Source organism: Streptomyces sp. NPDC006283, from assembly GCF_040613325.1.
In the GTDB taxonomy this organism is placed as follows: domain Bacteria; phylum Actinomycetota; class Actinomycetes; order Streptomycetales; family Streptomycetaceae; genus Streptomyces.
Window position 1 is genome coordinate 1 of the sequence record NZ_JBEXRZ010000173.1, and the last position, 15272, is coordinate 15272.

Sequence of the window (15272 nt, forward strand, 5' to 3'; positions counted from 1 at the left end):
GGACCGGGACCGCCACTACCCTCGTACCGTAGGGGGATCCGCAACGAGGAGGCACGCGTGCCGGTGGAGGTCACCTGGTGGGGTCATGCCACCTGCACGATCGAGGACTCCGGCATCCGGGTGCTGACCGACCCGCTGTTCGTGCGAAGGCTGGCGCATCTGCGTCGGCGCCGTGGTGCGCTGCCGCCCGCGCAGGCCGCTGTCGCCGACGCGGTCCTCGTCTCCCATCTGCACTCCGACCACCTCCATCTCGCGTCGCTCGCCCGCCTCGCGCACGGCACGCGGCTGATCGTGCCGCGCGGCGCCGCACGGTCCGTGCCGGGGCTCGGGCGGCTCGTCGGCTCGGCCGGACTGCGCGTCACCGAGGTCGTGCCCGGCGATGAGGTGCGGGTGGGAGAACTGCTCGTACGGGCCGTGCCCGCGCGGCACGACGGGCGGCGGCTGCCCTTCGGACCGCACCGTTCCCCGGCGCTCGGCTTCGTGGTGAGCGGTGAGTCGCACACGTATTTCGCGGGCGACACCGGGCTGTTCGACTCGATGGCCGACGAAGTTGGCCCGGTCGACGTGGCGCTGCTCCCGGTCGGCGGCTGGGGCCCGTTCCTGGGCCACGGCCACCTGGACGCGGGCCGCGCGGCGCAGGCGCTGGCGGCGCTCTCGCCGCGGGCGGCTGTTCCCGTGCACTACGGCACGTACTGGCCGATCGGGATGGACGGCATCCGGCCTCACGAGTTCTACGCGCCGGGCGACGAGTTCGTGCGCAAGGCGGCACAGCTGGCACCGAAGGTGACGGTGCACCGGCTCGGGCACTGCGAGCGGGTCCGGCCGGAGGAGACCCGGTGACCGCGGAACTCCCCGATGTTCTCGGCCAGTTGTTGGATCTCGCACGCGAACTGCCGCCGGAGTCGACCCAGCAGGCGGTCGGGTACCCGTCGCTGTTCCTTCTGGTGGCGCTCGGAGCGCTGGTGCCGGTGGTGCCGACCGGCGCCGTCGTCAGCTCCGCGGCCGTGGTGGCCTTTCACCAGACCGCCCCGCTCTCCCTGCTGTTCGTCTTCCTGGTGGCCTCGACGGCCGCCTTCCTCGGCGATGTCGCGCTCTACTGGCTGGGGCGGCGCGGCGTCCGCTCCAAGAACGGTTCGCGCTGGCTTGCGGCGCTTCGCGGCCGCGCCGAGCCCGACCGGCTCGGTCAGGCTCAACGGAAACTGGACGAGCACGGAGTGACCGTGCTGGTGCTCTCCCGGCTCATGCCCGCCGGACGCATCCCGGTGATGCTGGCGTGCCTGCTGGCGGGGATGCCGTTGCACCGGTTCGTCCGCGGCGACGTCCCGGCCTGCCTGGCGTGGGCCGCGACCTACGGGCTGATCGGCATCCTCGGCGGCTCGCTCTTCGCGGAGCCCTGGCAGGGCGTCGTCGCGGCCGTCGTGCTGACCATGCTCGTCAGCGGGGCACCGGCGCTGTGGCGCAGACTGCGCGGCGCGGGCGGTTCAGACAGTCAGCACGCGTGAACCGCCGACCGGCAGGTCCCACAGCTCGTGGCGGGGGCGGCCGGTGCGCTCCCAAGCGGCCCGCAGCCGGACCAGCGGCTCCAGCACCGGCTCCGCGGAGAGCACGAACGTCGCCCAGTGCATGGGCGCCATGTTCCTCGCCCCCAGGTCGATGAAGGCGCGCACCGCCTCCTCGGGATCGGTGTGCACGTCCTCGAGCCACCAGCGCGGCGCATAGGCGCCGATGGGGAGCAGCGCCAGGTCGAGACCGGGATACCGACGGCCGATCTCCTCGAACCAGTGCCCGTAGCCGGTGTCTCCCGCGAAGTACACCGTCCTGCCGTCGGCGTCGGTGAGGACCCAGCCGCCCCACAGAGTGCGACAGGTGTCGAGCAGGGTGCGCTTCGACCAGTGGTGCGCCGGGACGAAGTCGAACCGTACGCCGCCGAGTTCCGCGCCCTCCCACCAGTCGAGTTCCGTCACGTGCGTGAAGCGCCGGCGCCTGAACCAACGGCCCAGCGCCGCGGGGACGAACAGCGGCGTGTCGCGGGGCAGACGTTTGAGGGTGGGGGCATCGAGATGGTCGAAGTGGTTGTGGCTGATGACCACCGCGTCGACGGGCGGCAGGTCCTCCCATCGGACGCCCACCGGGGTGATCCGTACGGGTGTGCCGAGAATGCGGCGCGACCACACGGGGTCGGTCAGCACGGAGAGGCCACCGATGCGCAGGACCCAGCTGGCGTGACCGGCCCACGTGACAGCGACGGTCGTCGTGTCCACCTCGGGCAGCGGTCCCGGCTCGAACGGCAGTGCCGGAATGTCCGTCAGTCCGTCCGGACCGGGACGGACGGCGCCCTCCCTGGCGAACCTGGCCATGGCCCGAACGCCGGGCAGCGGGGCGGTCAGCCGGTCGGCGAAGGATCTCGGCCAGGTGCGGTGCTCGTAGAGCGGGCGGGGGCGCGAGCGGTGCTGCGGCGGGTGCGCTGCCGGCGGGGTCTGCTCGGTGCGTCGTTCCGTCTGTTCCGCCATCCGGGTCTCCGATCCACGCAGGTCCGTCTTGACGCGGTCCGTCTTGCTCCGGTCCGTCTCTCCCGGGTCCGTCTCTCCCGGTCCGTGTCCGTCTCTCCTCGAATTCCTCCTGCTCCGGTCCGTCTCAGCGCAGGTCGTCGAAAACCGCTTTGAGCTTCCGCAACGCCTCTGCCACCTGGGGCAGTTCCAGTGGCGCCTCGGAGGCGAGCGCCTCGAGCCGCTCCGCCGCGCCGGCACCCAGGAACGGAGCCGTGTCCAGCCGTACGTGCAGGGCACCCAGCTCGTCGCCGAACCGGTGCCCACCGGGCACCGGTACGCCCAGTCGGTCGGTCATGTGGTCCTCCAGCTCCATGGAGTCGCCGACACCCAGCTCCGCGAGGCGTCCACGCAACGGGCCCAGGTCCACGTAGAGATGGCGGCCGGCCTGCGGGGGCCTGGAGACGGCGCCGGCCTCGAGCACCCGATGGTGTACGGCGGCCGCCACGCGGGCGTGCAGTGCGGCCGCCTTCGTCGCCCGGTCCGTGACCTCGGGGGGCTCGTCGAGCGCGTGCGTCGCCGCGGCGGCGACGGGCGCCGGCACGACGGCTCCCAACGCGGTGAGGATGTCGAGTGTCCTCGCACGCCGGGCCGCGCCCCGCTCGCCCTGCGGGAAACGGGCGACGGCGACCGGCCAGGCGGAGGGGGTGAGCGCACCCGTGAGGTCGCTCATGACCGTCACGTCCTCGGGGCACATCTCGGCCGGGCTGAGCAGCACGGTCTCGTGCGGCTCGTGCACCGTGTCGCGCCAGGTCTCGTCACTGATGATGTGCAGCCCCTCGTCGATCGCGGCTTCGCATGCCTCGCGCACGATCTCCGGCGGGGCAACGGTGGCGGTGGGGTCGTCGGCCACCGACAGCAGGAGCAGCCGCGGGCGGCCGCCTTCCACGCGGATCCGGCGTACGGTCTCCAGCAGCGCGAAGGGGTCAGGCACGCCGCCGCACTCCGCCGGGACCGGCACGTGATAGGCGGGTCGGCCCAGCAGCCGGACCTGGGGCGTCCACCATGCGGGGCACGGGCGGGGCATGAGGACGTCGCCGTCGTACGCGCCGAGCAGCGCGAAGAGCAGGGTCTGGGCACCGGAGGCCGCGATCACCTCGCCGGGACGGCTGCGCAGTCCGCGCCGCCACCAGTACCCGCAGGCGGCCTCGCGCAGCGTCGGCCCGCCACCGGGGGGTTCGGTCGAAGCCTCGTCGGCGGCCGCCGCGACGACGGCAGCGAGCTCGGGCAGCACAGGCAGCCCCATGTCGGGTGCGGGCGGCCCGTAACGGACCGGCCCCCGGCCCTCCGGATCCGACCCCGCCATCCCGACCACCTCCGCCGCTCGCACCTCGATCGTCTGCCCGGACCACGAGCCCTTTATACGAAGGATCCGCCCTGCGCGCCGCGCGGGCGGCCCGTACGCCGTGAGGCACGACACCTGTGGAGGACGCCCTGCGTGGTGAGGGCGGTCGCGGGGTATTCGCGGAGCATGTCTGACGCGCACGCACAGGGAAAACAGTCGCTCCGGGCGCAGATCGCGGCCCTGCTCAGCGGGTGGGACCGGCGGATCCACCATGCGGTGGCGACGCGGGAGTGGCCGGGCGCGGAGCCCGTGCTGCCCCGGCTGAGCCGCAGCGCCAATCACGGGCTGCTCTGGTTCGGCACAGCCGCCGGGATCGCCGTGCTCGGCCGCGGCACCCGCTCGCGCCGCGCGGCGGTGCGGGGCGTCGCGTCCCTCGCCGTCGCCTCCGCGGTCATCAACACGGTGGGCAAGCGCTCGGTGCGCAGGTCGCGGCCGCTGCTCGACGCGGTTCCGGTGATACGGCAGCTGAAGCGGCAGCCGTTCACCACGTCGTTCCCCTCCGGGCACGCCGCGTCGGCAGCTGCGTTCGCGACCGGTGTCGCACTGGAGTCGAAGGGATGGGGTGCGGCCGTCGCGCCCGTCGCCGCGTCCGTCGCCTTCTCCCGCGTGTACACGGGCGTCCACTACCCGAGCGACGTGCTCGTCGGCACGGCGCTCGGGGTGGGCGCGGCGTTCGCGGTGCGCGGCGCGGTTCCCACGAGGTCGCAGCTGCCGGCGCCCGGCAGGCCGCACACCGACGCGCCTGCGCTGCCGGACGGCGAGGGCCTGGTCGTGGTCGTCAACAGGGAATCCGGGTCGGCCGAGATGGCGCCGCTGCTCCGGGACGCACTGCCGCTCGCCGAGGTGGTGGAGTGCGACCCGGCTGAACTGCACACCGAGCTGGAGAAGGCGGCCGGGCGCGGGCGGGCGCTGGGCATCCTCGGCGGTGACGGGACGATCAACCGGGCGGCGACGGTGGCCGCCGGGCTCGGCGTGCCGCTCGCGGTCTTCCCGGGAGGCACGCTCAACCATTTCGCGTACGACCTGGGCATCGAGTCCATCCAGGACACCTGCCGGGCGCTGGCGGCAGGCGACGCGGTCCGCGTCGACCTGGGACGGTTCACGCCGGGCCCGGACGGCAGCCCGGAGCCCGGCCACTTCCTCAACACGTTCAGCCTCGGTGTGTACCCGGACCTGGTGCGCATCAGGGAACGCTGGTCGCCTCGGATCGGCGGCTGGCCGGCCGGTGTGCTGGCGGCGGCGAGGGTGCTGCGCGGCCGGCATCCTCTGGAGGCGGTCGTTCAGGGCAAGCGGCGGCCGATGTGGCTGCTGTTCGCGGGCAACGGCATCTACAAGGGCGTCGGCCCGACACCCGGCCACCGCCACAACCTGGTGGACGGTCTGCTGGATGTCCGGGTGGTGCACGGCGGCCGCGCGCCGGGGTGGCGGCTGCTCGGCGCAGCCCTCGTCGGCAAGTTGAACCGCTCCCCCGTCCACGCCACCCGGCAGTTGCGGCAGCTGCGCATCGGCGGACTGGCCCCAGGGACGCTGCTGGCCTACGACGGCGAAGTGGCGCGGGCGCCGGAGGAGTTGGTCGTGGACAAGGTGATCGAGGCACTCACGGTCTACCGGCCACAGGAGCTGCTCTAGGGATCGCCGCCGGAGACTGACGGCTGCTCGCATGGTGAGATGCAAGTCTCGGAATACGAAACATCGGCGTACGGTGACGTTACTCGCCTCAGCAGAAGGAGACGTCATGCCGCAGGAGACCGCCGTCTACACCCACGGACACCACGAGTCCGTGCTGCGTTCGCACATCTGGCGCACCGCCGCGAACTCGGCGGCGTATCTGGTCGGCGAACTCACGTCCGGCCTGGACGTCCTGGACGTCGGCTGCGGTCCCGGCACCATCACCGCCGATCTCGCGGAGCTGGTGGCACCGGGCCGGGTCACGGCGGTCGACGCGGCAGAGGACGTACTGCGTCAGGCGCGTGCGTACGCGGACCGACGCGGGCTGGACAACGTCCGCTTCGCAGTCGCCGATGTCCACGCCCTGGACTTCCCGGACGACTCCTTCGACGTCGTCCACGCCCATCAGGTGCTCCAGCACGTCGGTGACCCGGTGCAGGCGCTGCGCGAGATGCGGCGGGTGTGCCGTCCCGGCGGGGTCGTCGCGGCGCGCGACAGCGACTACGGCTCTTTCGCCTGGTATCCGCAGCCACCGGCGCTGGACACATGGCTGGACTTGTACCGGCGCGTCGCCCGCGCCAACGGCGGCGAGCCCGACGCGGGCCGCAGGCTGCTGTCCTGGGCGCGGGCGGCCGGCTTCACCGACGTCACCTCCACCGCGGCCACATGGTGCTTCGCCACACCTGCCGACCGCACATGGTGGAGCGGCCTGTGGGCCGACCGCACGGTCGCGTCGGTGTACGCCGAACTCGCGGTCGAGGGAGGCCACACCACGCAGGAACAGCTGGACGAGGTCGCCGACACCTGGCGGGCGTGGGGCGAGCACGAGGACGCCTGGTTCATGGTTCCGCACGGCGAGGTGCTCTGCCGGGTGTGACCCGGCCCGGGGATCGACCGCCGGCCCGGGGATCAGGTCACCGACCGCCGATGCCGTCCGGCGCATGCGCCAACTACCCTCCTACCTATGGAGATCCTCGGAACCACACTGCGCATCTGCGTCGACGACCTGGACACCTCCGCCGTCTTCTACGAACGCCTCACCGGCGCCCCGCCGCTCCGCTTCGAGCGCGGAGGGGTCTCGGTGGCCGCTGTGGGCTGCTTCCTGCTGATGAGCGGTCCGGAATCAGAGCTGGAGATCCTCCGGAAGGTGTCGGCGACCATCGCCGTCAAGGACATCGAGGACGCCTGTGCGACGCTCACCGAGGTCGGCGCTCGCATCCTCGCCGGTCCGGTGGAGACTCCGGTGGGCCGCAACCTGATCGCCGTCCATCCCGACGGTTCCGTTTTCGAGTACGTCGACCGGAAGCCGGCCGTTTGACCGACTGCCGTCTCCCGCGGCGCTCCCGGCCCAGTCCTGCGGACGCATCCGGTCAGTCCTGCGGGCGCATCCTGTAGTCGTAGGCGTCCGGCAGCGGTTCGTCGGTGAGCTCGGCCCACACCTCGCCCAGGATCTCCGCTCCTTCGCGCAGATCCGCGACCTCAATGCCCTCGGCGAACAGCGCCCGGGCCTCTTCGGTGCGGTTCTCCGCGATGAGCAGGCGGGCGTCGAGCAGCCGGAACCGGCCGCGTCGGCGTACGGCGGGCAGCAGCCGGTCCCACACGCCGCGGGCCTCTGCGGCACGGCCGGCGTCGAGCAGGGCCTCGATGGCCTCGCGCCCCAGCGCGGCCATCGCGGCCGTCCATGCCTCGCCGTCGTCGCGGCGCTCCGCGCACAGGTCGTCGAAGGCCTCGGCGTAGCGTTCGGCGGCGCGCACCGTGTGCTCGCCGTGCTGGTCCGCGACGGCGAGGCAGCGCAGCAGCGGCCAGCGCGAGGGGGCGAGTCGCAGACCGCGCTCCCAGCTGCGGACCGCCTGCGCGAGGTCGCCCGCGTGCCACTGGGCGACACCGAGGTAGTACTCGGTCAGCGGCTCGGCGGGCGCCGTCTCCAGCATGTCGCGCCAGTGCTGTGCGACAAGCGAGGGGCCGGGCGGCACGACCTTGCGCGGCGCGGGAAGGAGGCCCGTCGCCAGCAACTGACGCCAGGGCGCCTGCTCTTCACCAAGGGTTTCCGCTTCGAAGGGGGTGCCGGGCAGCTTGTACCCGGCCCGCAGCGCTTCGAGGGCTCCCCACCCGGAGCCGGTGGCGAGCCGCTCCCCGGGCTCGGCGTCCGCGAACGGCAGCCACGCTTCGTAGGCGGCGTCCACATTCGCGCGGGGCAGGGCGCCGGCCAGCCGGGTCTCAGCCTCGGCCAGCGCCGCGTGCCAGTCGTCGCCGTGCACGACGGCCGGGTCGGCGGCCAGCGGACCGTACGCCTCGAGCCAGCTGAACTCCCCCTCGGCGTCGAGGCGTACGTGTTCGAGCTGGGTGCGGGCGAGGCCGGCCTGAATCTCGGCGTAACCGGGGGTGCCCGGCTCAGTGAGCCACTGCTGCCAGCGCCGTCCGCCGCGGCCCGATCCCCACAGGAACAGCTTGCGGCCGCGCAGCGTGTCCGTGGACGTCTGCACGAGCCCGTTTCCCTCCGCGTCGAGCGCGGCGATCCACTTCCGGGCTCCGACGGGCACGTCGTAGAAATAGTCGGCCGGGTATTCGCCGCGCAGTGGGTAGCTGCGGTCCACCCCGCCGTGGACGGGCACCGGAACGCGGCGCAGGCTGCGTTCGTAGCCGAAGTGGAACGCGTCGTCGGCGGGCGCGAGCACCCGCGTGGTCCCGTGCTCCTCGACGGCGATGTTGGACCACCAGTAGACGGGTGCCGGACGCCCGTGCGGATTGCGGATCCGTACGCCGACATGGAGGAAGTCGGACTCGGCGGGCAGCCACAGGTCGACCTGGAACGGCAGGTCCCGCAGCCGTTCCCACTCCCACAGGCGCACCATCACGCCGCCGTCGGGTGCGGGCACGAGCGCGGCGTGCAGCGGTGCGCAGGCGAGGGTGGTGTGGCCGGTGGCTCCGATGTTCCACTCGATGCCGCCGGAGAACCAGGCGCCGTTGAGCGCGAAGTCGGCGGGCTGGAGGACGGGGTTGCGGTAGAGCAGTTCGCGGCTGGTCGGTTTGTGGTGCAGGGAGTGGATCCGGCCGCCGAGGCCGGGCAGCACCGTGGCGCGCAGCCGTTCGTTCTCGATCACGAGGGCGTCGAAGTCGGTCGGGGTGCGCTCGCGCCCGTATCCGTCGAGCAGCTGCACCGGAAGCACCGTGCGCAGCGGCTCGTAGCCGATCTGGCGTGCCATGTCCCTCGGCAGGTCCTGCTTCGCACGTTCGTCGAGGGTGTGCGTCTCGTCGAGGGGACGCAGCGCGGGCAGTGGGTTCGGCGCGCCCAGCGGGGCGGCGGGCAGGGTCAGTACGGTACGGCGCACAGTGGTGGCCAAGGCAACCTCGCTTCGCTCGCGCGGGCGGTCGGTACCCGGTCCGGCCGACGCGTCCCGTCGACCATCGAAGCGCCAAGTGCCCGCGCGGGCCAGGGGCTTCGCACGTCAGGCTTCGGCAAAGGCCGTCCCGCAGGAGCCGGCGCCGCTGGGAGCGAGGCGATATCCGGTGGGCACCGTACGCCGGCCGCCGTAGTGTCGGTCGTCGACATGGTGACGACAAAAACGGCGGCGGAGATGAGCACACAGCACACGTACAGGGTGATCGTGCGCGGCACCTGGGACGGGCTGACCGACGAGGGGCGCGCGGCGCTGCTCGCGCAGGTGGAGGAGCACGGGCTCGCGCAGATGCGGTTCACGGAGGAGGGCTCGCTCACCTACGACAGCCGGCTCAAGCACTTCTCGTACCGCTTCGTCGTCGTCTCGGACGCGGCGGACGGCGAGGAGATGGCCGCGGCGGTCGCCGAGGACCGTGCGGAGAGGGCACTGGCGGCGCTCGGGCACGGCTACCGCGATCTGAAGTCGACGGCGACGGACATGGACACCATGAAGATCAACTACAAGGGTCGTCGCTGACCGGCCCGGTCGGTCATCTCCCGGGTGATCGCCCAGCGCTCGTGGTCGCGCCATGCGCCGTCGATGTACAGGAAGTCGGGCGAGTAGCCCTCGAGCCGGAAGCCGGCCGCGCGTACGAGCCCGATGGAGGCCGCGTTGCGGGGCTGGATGTTGGCCTCCAGCCGGTGCAGGCCGAGGCCCGTCGGCGCGAAGGCATGGGCGATCAGCAGCCGCAGGCCCTCGCCCATCAGCCCGCGTCCGATGGCGTGGGCGAAGGCTCCGTACCCGATGGCGCCGCTGAGGAAGGCGCCCTCGACGATGTTGTTGACGTTGATGAACCCCGCGATCCTGCCGCCGGAGCGCTCGCAGACGAGGAAGCCGGCCTTGGCGGGGTCGTCGATGAGCCGCTGTGCGTAGACGGCGTAGTCCTTTTCGGTGAGCGGCGGGAACAGCCACGGGCGGTGGTGCGCGGTGCTTCGCCGGGCGTGCGCGGTGAATTCCGCGCCGTCCTCGTAGGTGTAGGGGCGTAGCCCGACGCGTTCGCCGGTCACAAGGCAGGGGGTGGCCGTTCCGGACATCCCGCCAGCCTAGGGCTTCAGGGGGGCGGTCGCATCCGACCGACAGCCCCCAGCTTGTCAGACAAGTATCGGCCGCTTACGGTGCTGGTCAATGAGCCGAGGAGAGCCAGTGGCAGCAGTCAGCGGGCAGCAGCGCCGACCGGTCGTCGTTCTGTACGAGCGGATCGCGGACGCCATCCGCGACGGCGTCTACCCGCCGGGCTCCACCCTGCCCTCGGAGCCCCGGCTCGCCTCCGAACTGGGAGTCAGCCGCCCCGCGCTGCGCGAGGCGCTGCTGCTGCTCCAGGAGGACGGACTGCTGTCGGTGCGCCGCGGCGTCGGCCGGACGGTCAACGACCGTCCGCTGCGGCGCGGCTACGAGCACATCCAGCCGCTGGAGCACCTGCTGTCCACCGGGGCACCGCTGCGCGTGCGACCGCTGCTGCGCACGACGGAGGAACCTACGGACTTCACCACCCAGCACCTGCTCGCCGCGGCCGGCGCCGAGCTGCGGTTCTGGGAGTCGCTGCTGACGGGCGACGGCTCGGCGGCGCTCAGCCATGAGTGGGCGGCCGCGGAGGAGACCCTGGAGGCGGTCCACCCGTCCTTCGCCGGTTCCCTGAGGGTGGCGCCGCCCGCCGCGTCGATGCTCTCGGTCCTGACCGCCGCCTCCCGGGGCGTGCCCCTGACCGCGCACAGCGGCATCAGCGCGACGCTGCTGGGGCGCCGCCGCGGAGAGCAACTGGGCCGGGCGGCGGACACACCGGCGGTGCTGGTGACGCAGGTGGTGCGCGTCGGGGAGACGCCGGTGCTGGCGGCGAAGCACATGCTGCCGACGGGAGTGGCGGCGCTCCCGGTGCTGTCGCACTGACGAGGCGGGGCGCCGCGCGGCCGGGGCCCGGCCAAGGCAGCACCCCCGGCGCGGGGGACGTCCCCTTGCCGTACACTCCCCGGATGCACTTGTCTGACATCCTGCGCGCCCCCAAGGTCGTCCTGCATGACCACCTCGACGGCGGTCTGCGCCCCGCCACCATCATCGAGCTCGCCCGTGAGTGCGGCTATCAGGGACTGCCCACCGAGGACGCGGACGCGCTCGCGGTGTGGTTCCGGGACGCCGCGGACTCCGGGTCGCTGGAGCGGTACCTGGAGACCTTCGCGCACACGTGTGCCGTGATGCAGACCCGTGAGGCCCTCGAGCGCATCGCCGCCGAGTGCGCGGAGGACCTGGCGGCCGACGGGGTCGTGTACGCCGAGGTGCGGTACGCGCCCGAGCAGCACCAGGAGCGCGGCCTCACCCTGGACGAGGTCGTGGACGCGGTCAACGCGGGCCTGCGCGAGGGCGAGCGGCGCGCCGGCGGGCGAATCACCGTGCGTGCGCTGCTCACCGGCATGCGGCACACCGAACGCTCCCTCGAGATAGCCGAGTTGACGGTGGCGCACCGTGAGCGCGGGGTCGCCGGGTTCGACATCGCGGGCGGCGAGATCGGCAACCCGCCGGCCCGTCACCTGGCCGCCTTCCGGCACCTCAGGCGTCACAACTGCCACTTCACGATCCACGCCGGCGAGGCGGTCGGCGCCGAGTCGATCCACGAGGCCGTCCAGGTCTGCGGCGCCGAGCGCATCGGCCACGGCGTCCGTATCACGGACGACATCCAGGTCCACGACGACGGCACGGCGACCCTCGGCCACCTCGCCTCGTACGTGCGCGACAACCGCATCGCCCTGGAGGTCTGTCCGACCTCCAACCTCCAGACGGGCGCGGCGAAGTCGTACGACACGCACCCCGTGGACCTGCTGCGCCGGCTCGGCTTCCGCGTCACGCTCAACACCGACAACCGCCTGGTCTCCGGGACCACCATGAGCCAGGAGTTCGCGCACATGGTGGACGCCTTCGGCTACGGATCCGAGGTGTTCGAGGAGTTCACGGTCGCGGCCGCGAAGTCTGCCTTCCTGCCCCTGCCGGAGCGCCAGCGCCTGATCGACGAGGTGATCCGCCCGGGCTTTGCGGCCCTGCGCGGCTGACCGCCGTCGCCCTCGGACGTCCGCGCAGGCCGCTCCGTCGGTCCCGACAGCCGGGGGGCTGCCGGGGCTGCCGGGGCGGCCTGGCCGTCGGCAGGCCGGGCGGTGCACCCGGCGCGACAATGAGGTCATGGCACACAGCGCCTCCTCAAGGAGCGATGCGCCGACCCTGGGCGCCTCACGCTACGGCGAGCAGGTTTTCCGCCCCCAGGACCAGGGCGAGGCCGATCGGATCGACCTCGGGGCGCTCGCCTACGACGCCACGACCATGGCCCGGCTGCGCGAGCTGGGGGCCGGTCCGGGATGGCGCTGTCTGGACGTCGGTGCCGGCACGGGCACCGTGGCCCGGGCGCTGCTGGAGGTGGGGGCGGACGAGGTGGTGGCCGCGGACCGGGACGTACGGTTCCTGGCCGCCGACCCTCCCCCCGGCCTGACCGTGCTCGAAGCGGACATCACCACGGACGGCTTCGCACCCGGAACCTTCGACCTCGTGCATGCCCGGTTCGTCCTCATGCATCTGCCTGACCCCGGCCGTATGGTCGCCAGGCTGGCACGGATGCTCGCGCCGCAAGGAGTCCTGGTGGTCTCCGACGCGGTGGACCTGACGACAGCCGACGCCCCCGACAGCTCGTTCACGTCCGCCATGCGCGCCATGTGGCAGGGCCTGCACGACACCATCGGCACCGACGTCACCTGGGTGCCCGGCTGCCCGCGACTGCTGGAGGCGGCCTCGCTGGAGTCTGTCACGGCGGAGATCCACGTACCGCCGCTCCAGCCCGACAGCGCCATCAGCCGGTTCTGGGCCGAGACCTGGGACCGGGCCCGTGCGTCGATGATCGCGACGGGACTGGTGGACGACAGCACGATCGACGACGCCGTGCGCTGCCTCGACGCACCCGGCTTCTGCGGCCATTCGCCCGGCATGCTCACCGCCTGGGGGCACCGGCCGGAAGCCCGGCCATGACGTCTCTGCGCCCGCGCCGCGCCATCAGGTCGAAAGCGCACCGGCCACAGCCGTCACACGGGTGAGGCTGCGACGTCCGCCCCCGCCGGCGACGGCCCGGCGGCGCCGTCCGGGCCGTCGCCCCGGCCCGCGACTGCGGCACGGAACGTCCGCCGGTAGGCGGCGGGGGAGACGCCGACGACGTCACGCATGTGCTGACGCAGGGAGTTGGCACTGCCGAATCCCGCCCGGTCGGCGACGAGATCGATGGACAGATCGCTGGTCTCCAGCAGCTGCTTGGCCACCTCCACCCGCTGGCCGACGAGCCACTGGCCGGGCGTGACGCCCGCCTCGTCGCGGAACCGGCGGGTGAAGGTCCGCACGCTCATCCGCGCGTGCTCGGCCAGCTCCCCCAGCGTCAGCGGCCGGTCCAGACGCTCCAGCGCCCAGGCACGGGTGGGGGCGGTGGTGGAGGCCGCCGGGGAGGGCACGGGACGCTCGATGTACTGCGCCTGGCCGCCGTCCCGCCACGGCGGGACGATGCAGCGCCGGGCCACCTGGTTGGCGAGGGCACTGCCGTGATCGCGCCGCACCAGGTGCAGGCACACGTCGACGCCGGCAGCCGCACCCGCCGAGGTGAGCAGATCACCGTCGTCGACGAAGAGGACGTCCTCGTCGAAGCGCACCTGAGGAAAGAGCCGGCGGAAGTGCCCGGCCTCCGCCCAGTGCGTGGTGGCGGGGCGGCCGTCGAGGAGCCCGGCCGCCGCGAGCACGAAAGCGCCCGTGCAGATGGACACCGTGCGGGTGCCCGTCCGGATCCGGGCGAGGGCCGCGGCCAGCTGTTCGGGCAGCACACCGTCTTCGCCGACCGTTCCCAGCCGGTGCGTCGGAGCGATGACCACGGTGTCCGCCTGTTCCAGGGCCTCGGGGCCGTGCTCCACCTCGATGCGGAAGCCCGCCTCGGTGCGCACCGACCGCCCGTCGGGGGTGCAGACGACCACCTCGTACAGCGCCTGACCGTCTTGTGAGCGGGCGGTGCCGAAGATGCGGGCGGGGATGCCCAGCTCGAAGGTCATGACCCCGTCGAGGGCGAGAACCGCGACGCGGTGCGGGTCGGGACCGGGAGGGACGACGCACCCGTCCTGCACGGTCCATTCGGCGACCTGGTTCGAATCCTTCACCACTGCCATGGCCAGATTCTGTCACATCATGGCCATCGGGCCAGTTCTCCGTCCGCAGGACAGCACCGAAGGTGGTTGGCGTACCAAGAAACGGAAGGACTTCCATGAACGACATCTCGATGCGCGCGATCACTCCCGTCTCCTGGGGCGGCCCGGAGGTGCTCACCACCGCCGAGCTCCCCCGCCCCGTGCCGGGACCGACGGAGATCCTCGTCAAGGTCCGCGCGGCGGGCGTCAATCCCATCGACTGGAAGACGCGGTCCACCGGCGGCTTCGGGATGCACGGCGAGCCGCCGGTGCTGGGATACGACGTGTCGGGTGTGGTCGAAGCCGTCGGCCTCGGTGTGACGCTGTACCGGCCGGGCGACGAGGTGTTCGGCATGCCGGAATTCCCGCGCCAGGCCGGCGGCTACGCACAGTACGTCACCGGACCGGCACGGCACTTTGCCCCCAAGCCCGCACACCTCACGCATGTGGAGGCCGCCGCGCTGCCGCTGGCCGGCCTCACCGCGTGGCAGGCCCTGGTGGAAACAGCGGGTCTCGACGCAGGTCAGCGGGTCCTGATCCACGCCGGCGCGGGCGGTGTCGGGCATCTCGCGGTGCAGATCGCCGCAGCCCGCGACGCGTTCGTCATCGCGACAGCGAGGGAGGACAAACACGCGCTGCTGAGGGAACTGGGCGCCGACGAAGTGATCGACTACACGCGCGAGGACTTCGCCGAACGGCTCGGGCGGAGCGTCGACGTGGTCCTGGACTCCGTCGGCGGCGACTACGGTGCCCGCTCGCTCGAGGTGCTGCTCGCCGGCGGCATCCTCGTGACCCTGCCCTCCCCCGACGACGTGCCCGCCGCCGAGGAGGCCGGCGCGCACGGCATCCGGACCGGATTCACGCTGGTGGAACCCGACTCCACGGGGATGCGCGCGCTCGCCCGGCTGGCCGAGGAGGGCAGGCTGCGGCCCGTCGTCGAGACGGTGCTGCCGCTGGAACGCGCGGCCGACGCCCACCGGCTGGGCGAGACCGGCCGCACACGGGGCAAGATCGTGCTCTCGGTGACGACGGACTGAGCGAACAGCCGGCACGCGCCCGCCCGCACCGGGCGGGCGACCGGAGACGGGCCGGC

The 15272-nt window shown here is 72.7% G+C and carries 15 protein-coding genes; 10 read left to right on the forward strand and 5 right to left on the reverse strand.

What is annotated here, in order from left to right; genetic code table 11:
• Window positions 1-57 precede the first annotated feature (57 nt).
• The gene (locus ABZ070_RS27530; RefSeq protein WP_356638026.1) at window positions 58-840 is read left to right on the forward strand and encodes an MBL fold metallo-hydrolase; all 783 of its coding nucleotides are present in this window, start codon (window positions 58-60) and stop codon (window positions 838-840) included.
• Window positions 837-1502: a VTT domain-containing protein gene (locus ABZ070_RS27535; RefSeq protein ID WP_356638027.1), complete on the forward strand. Its 666-nt coding sequence runs from the start codon at window positions 837-839 to the stop codon at window positions 1500-1502. Before ABZ070_RS27530 ends, ABZ070_RS27535 begins: the two co-directional genes overlap by 4 nt.
• On the opposite strand, the gene ABZ070_RS27540 is transcribed toward ABZ070_RS27535, so the two are convergent.
• On the reverse strand, window positions 1482-2510 hold the full coding sequence (locus ABZ070_RS27540) for an MBL fold metallo-hydrolase (RefSeq protein WP_356638028.1): 1029 nt from the start codon (window positions 2508-2510) through the stop codon (window positions 1482-1484). The genes ABZ070_RS27535 and ABZ070_RS27540 overlap by 21 nt on opposite strands.
• A gap of 124 nt (window positions 2511-2634) precedes the next feature.
• Window positions 2635-3852, reverse strand: a complete 1218-nt coding sequence (locus tag ABZ070_RS27545; RefSeq protein WP_356638029.1) for an aminotransferase class I/II-fold pyridoxal phosphate-dependent enzyme — start codon at window positions 3850-3852, stop codon at window positions 2635-2637.
• Window positions 3853-4017: 165 nt separating this feature from the next.
• Here ABZ070_RS27545 and ABZ070_RS27550 point away from each other — a divergent pair, with 165 nt between their 5' ends.
• The 3 genes from ABZ070_RS27550 (at window position 4018) to ABZ070_RS27560 (ending at window position 6877) form a co-directional block, all read left to right on the forward strand.
• On the forward strand, window positions 4018-5520 hold the full coding sequence (locus ABZ070_RS27550) for a phosphatase PAP2 family protein (protein ID WP_356638030.1): 1503 nt from the start codon (window positions 4018-4020) through the stop codon (window positions 5518-5520).
• Window positions 5521-5626: 106 nt separating this feature from the next.
• Window positions 5627-6436: a class I SAM-dependent methyltransferase gene (locus ABZ070_RS27555; RefSeq protein WP_356638031.1), complete on the forward strand. Its 810-nt coding sequence runs from the start codon at window positions 5627-5629 to the stop codon at window positions 6434-6436.
• Window positions 6437-6523: 87 nt separating this feature from the next.
• Window positions 6524-6877, forward strand: coding sequence for a VOC family protein (locus ABZ070_RS27560; protein WP_356638032.1), 354 nt, complete (start codon window positions 6524-6526; stop codon window positions 6875-6877).
• A 52-nt stretch (window positions 6878-6929) separates the two neighbouring features.
• Here the strand turns inward: ABZ070_RS27560 and ABZ070_RS27565 are convergent, their stop codons facing one another.
• Window positions 6930-8900: a DUF5107 domain-containing protein gene (locus ABZ070_RS27565; protein WP_356638033.1), complete on the reverse strand. Its 1971-nt coding sequence runs from the start codon at window positions 8898-8900 to the stop codon at window positions 6930-6932.
• Between the two features lie 234 nt (window positions 8901-9134).
• Here ABZ070_RS27565 and ABZ070_RS27570 point away from each other — a divergent pair, with 234 nt between their 5' ends.
• A complete protein-coding gene (locus ABZ070_RS27570; protein ID WP_356638034.1) occupies window positions 9135-9473 on the forward strand; it encodes a DUF6204 family protein in 339 nt (112 codons plus the stop codon).
• Here ABZ070_RS27570 and ABZ070_RS27575 read toward each other — a convergent pair.
• On the reverse strand, window positions 9455-10030 hold the full coding sequence (locus ABZ070_RS27575) for a GNAT family protein (protein ID WP_356638035.1): 576 nt from the start codon (window positions 10028-10030) through the stop codon (window positions 9455-9457). The two genes, ABZ070_RS27570 and ABZ070_RS27575, sit on opposite strands and share 19 nt — an antisense overlap.
• 109 nt (window positions 10031-10139) lie before the next feature.
• On the opposite strand from ABZ070_RS27575, the gene ABZ070_RS27580 reads away from it, so the two are divergent.
• The 3 genes from ABZ070_RS27580 to ABZ070_RS27590 all read left to right on the forward strand — a co-directional run bounded on the left by ABZ070_RS27580 (window position 10140) and on the right by ABZ070_RS27590 (window position 12992).
• On the forward strand, window positions 10140-10880 hold the full coding sequence (locus tag ABZ070_RS27580; protein WP_356638036.1) for a GntR family transcriptional regulator: 741 nt from the start codon (window positions 10140-10142) through the stop codon (window positions 10878-10880).
• 83 nt (window positions 10881-10963) lie between these two features.
• The gene (locus ABZ070_RS27585) at window positions 10964-12031 is read left to right on the forward strand and encodes an adenosine deaminase (protein WP_356638037.1); all 1068 of its coding nucleotides are present in this window, start codon (window positions 10964-10966) and stop codon (window positions 12029-12031) included.
• Between the two features lie 127 nt (window positions 12032-12158).
• Window positions 12159-12992 carry a class I SAM-dependent methyltransferase gene (locus ABZ070_RS27590; RefSeq protein WP_356638038.1) on the forward strand — a complete coding sequence of 278 codons (834 nt, stop codon included), beginning with the start codon at window positions 12159-12161 and terminating at the stop codon, window positions 12990-12992.
• Window positions 12993-13045: 53 nt separating this feature from the next.
• Here ABZ070_RS27590 and ABZ070_RS27595 read toward each other — a convergent pair whose 3' ends face one another.
• Complete coding sequence (locus ABZ070_RS27595) at window positions 13046-14161, reverse strand: helix-turn-helix domain-containing protein (protein WP_356638039.1); 1116 nt, start codon at window positions 14159-14161, stop codon at window positions 13046-13048.
• Window positions 14162-14256: 95 nt separating this feature from the next.
• Here ABZ070_RS27595 and ABZ070_RS27600 point away from each other — a divergent pair, with 95 nt between their 5' ends.
• Window positions 14257-15216 carry an NADP-dependent oxidoreductase gene (locus ABZ070_RS27600; protein WP_356638040.1) on the forward strand — a complete coding sequence of 320 codons (960 nt, stop codon included), beginning with the start codon at window positions 14257-14259 and terminating at the stop codon, window positions 15214-15216.
• The last annotated feature ends 56 nt before the right edge of the window (window positions 15217-15272 follow it).

What these genes read in the sequence shown, in the direction of transcription:
- ABZ070_RS27575 (WP_356638035.1), bottom strand. Translation starts at nt 10,030, where the DNA reads ATGTCCGGAACGGCCACCCCCTGCCTTGTGACCGGCGAACGCGTCGGG.
- ABZ070_RS27555 (WP_356638031.1), top strand. Translation starts at nt 5,627, where the DNA reads ATGCCGCAGGAGACCGCCGTCTACACCCACGGACACCACGAGTCCGTG.
- ABZ070_RS27545 (WP_356638029.1), bottom strand. Translation starts at nt 3,852, where the DNA reads ATGGCGGGGTCGGATCCGGAGGGCCGGGGGCCGGTCCGTTACGGGCCG.
- ABZ070_RS27550 (WP_356638030.1), top strand. Translation starts at nt 4,018, where the DNA reads ATGTCTGACGCGCACGCACAGGGAAAACAGTCGCTCCGGGCGCAGATC.
- ABZ070_RS27595 (WP_356638039.1), bottom strand. Translation starts at nt 14,161, where the DNA reads ATGGCAGTGGTGAAGGATTCGAACCAGGTCGCCGAATGGACCGTGCAG.
- ABZ070_RS27600 (WP_356638040.1), top strand. Translation starts at nt 14,257, where the DNA reads ATGAACGACATCTCGATGCGCGCGATCACTCCCGTCTCCTGGGGCGGC.
- ABZ070_RS27540 (WP_356638028.1), bottom strand. Translation starts at nt 2,510, where the DNA reads ATGGCGGAACAGACGGAACGACGCACCGAGCAGACCCCGCCGGCAGCG.
- ABZ070_RS27585 (WP_356638037.1), top strand. Translation starts at nt 10,964, where the DNA reads ATGCACTTGTCTGACATCCTGCGCGCCCCCAAGGTCGTCCTGCATGAC.
- ABZ070_RS27560 (WP_356638032.1), top strand. Translation starts at nt 6,524, where the DNA reads ATGGAGATCCTCGGAACCACACTGCGCATCTGCGTCGACGACCTGGAC.
- ABZ070_RS27570 (WP_356638034.1), top strand. Translation starts at nt 9,135, where the DNA reads ATGAGCACACAGCACACGTACAGGGTGATCGTGCGCGGCACCTGGGAC.
- ABZ070_RS27590 (WP_356638038.1), top strand. Translation starts at nt 12,159, where the DNA reads ATGGCACACAGCGCCTCCTCAAGGAGCGATGCGCCGACCCTGGGCGCC.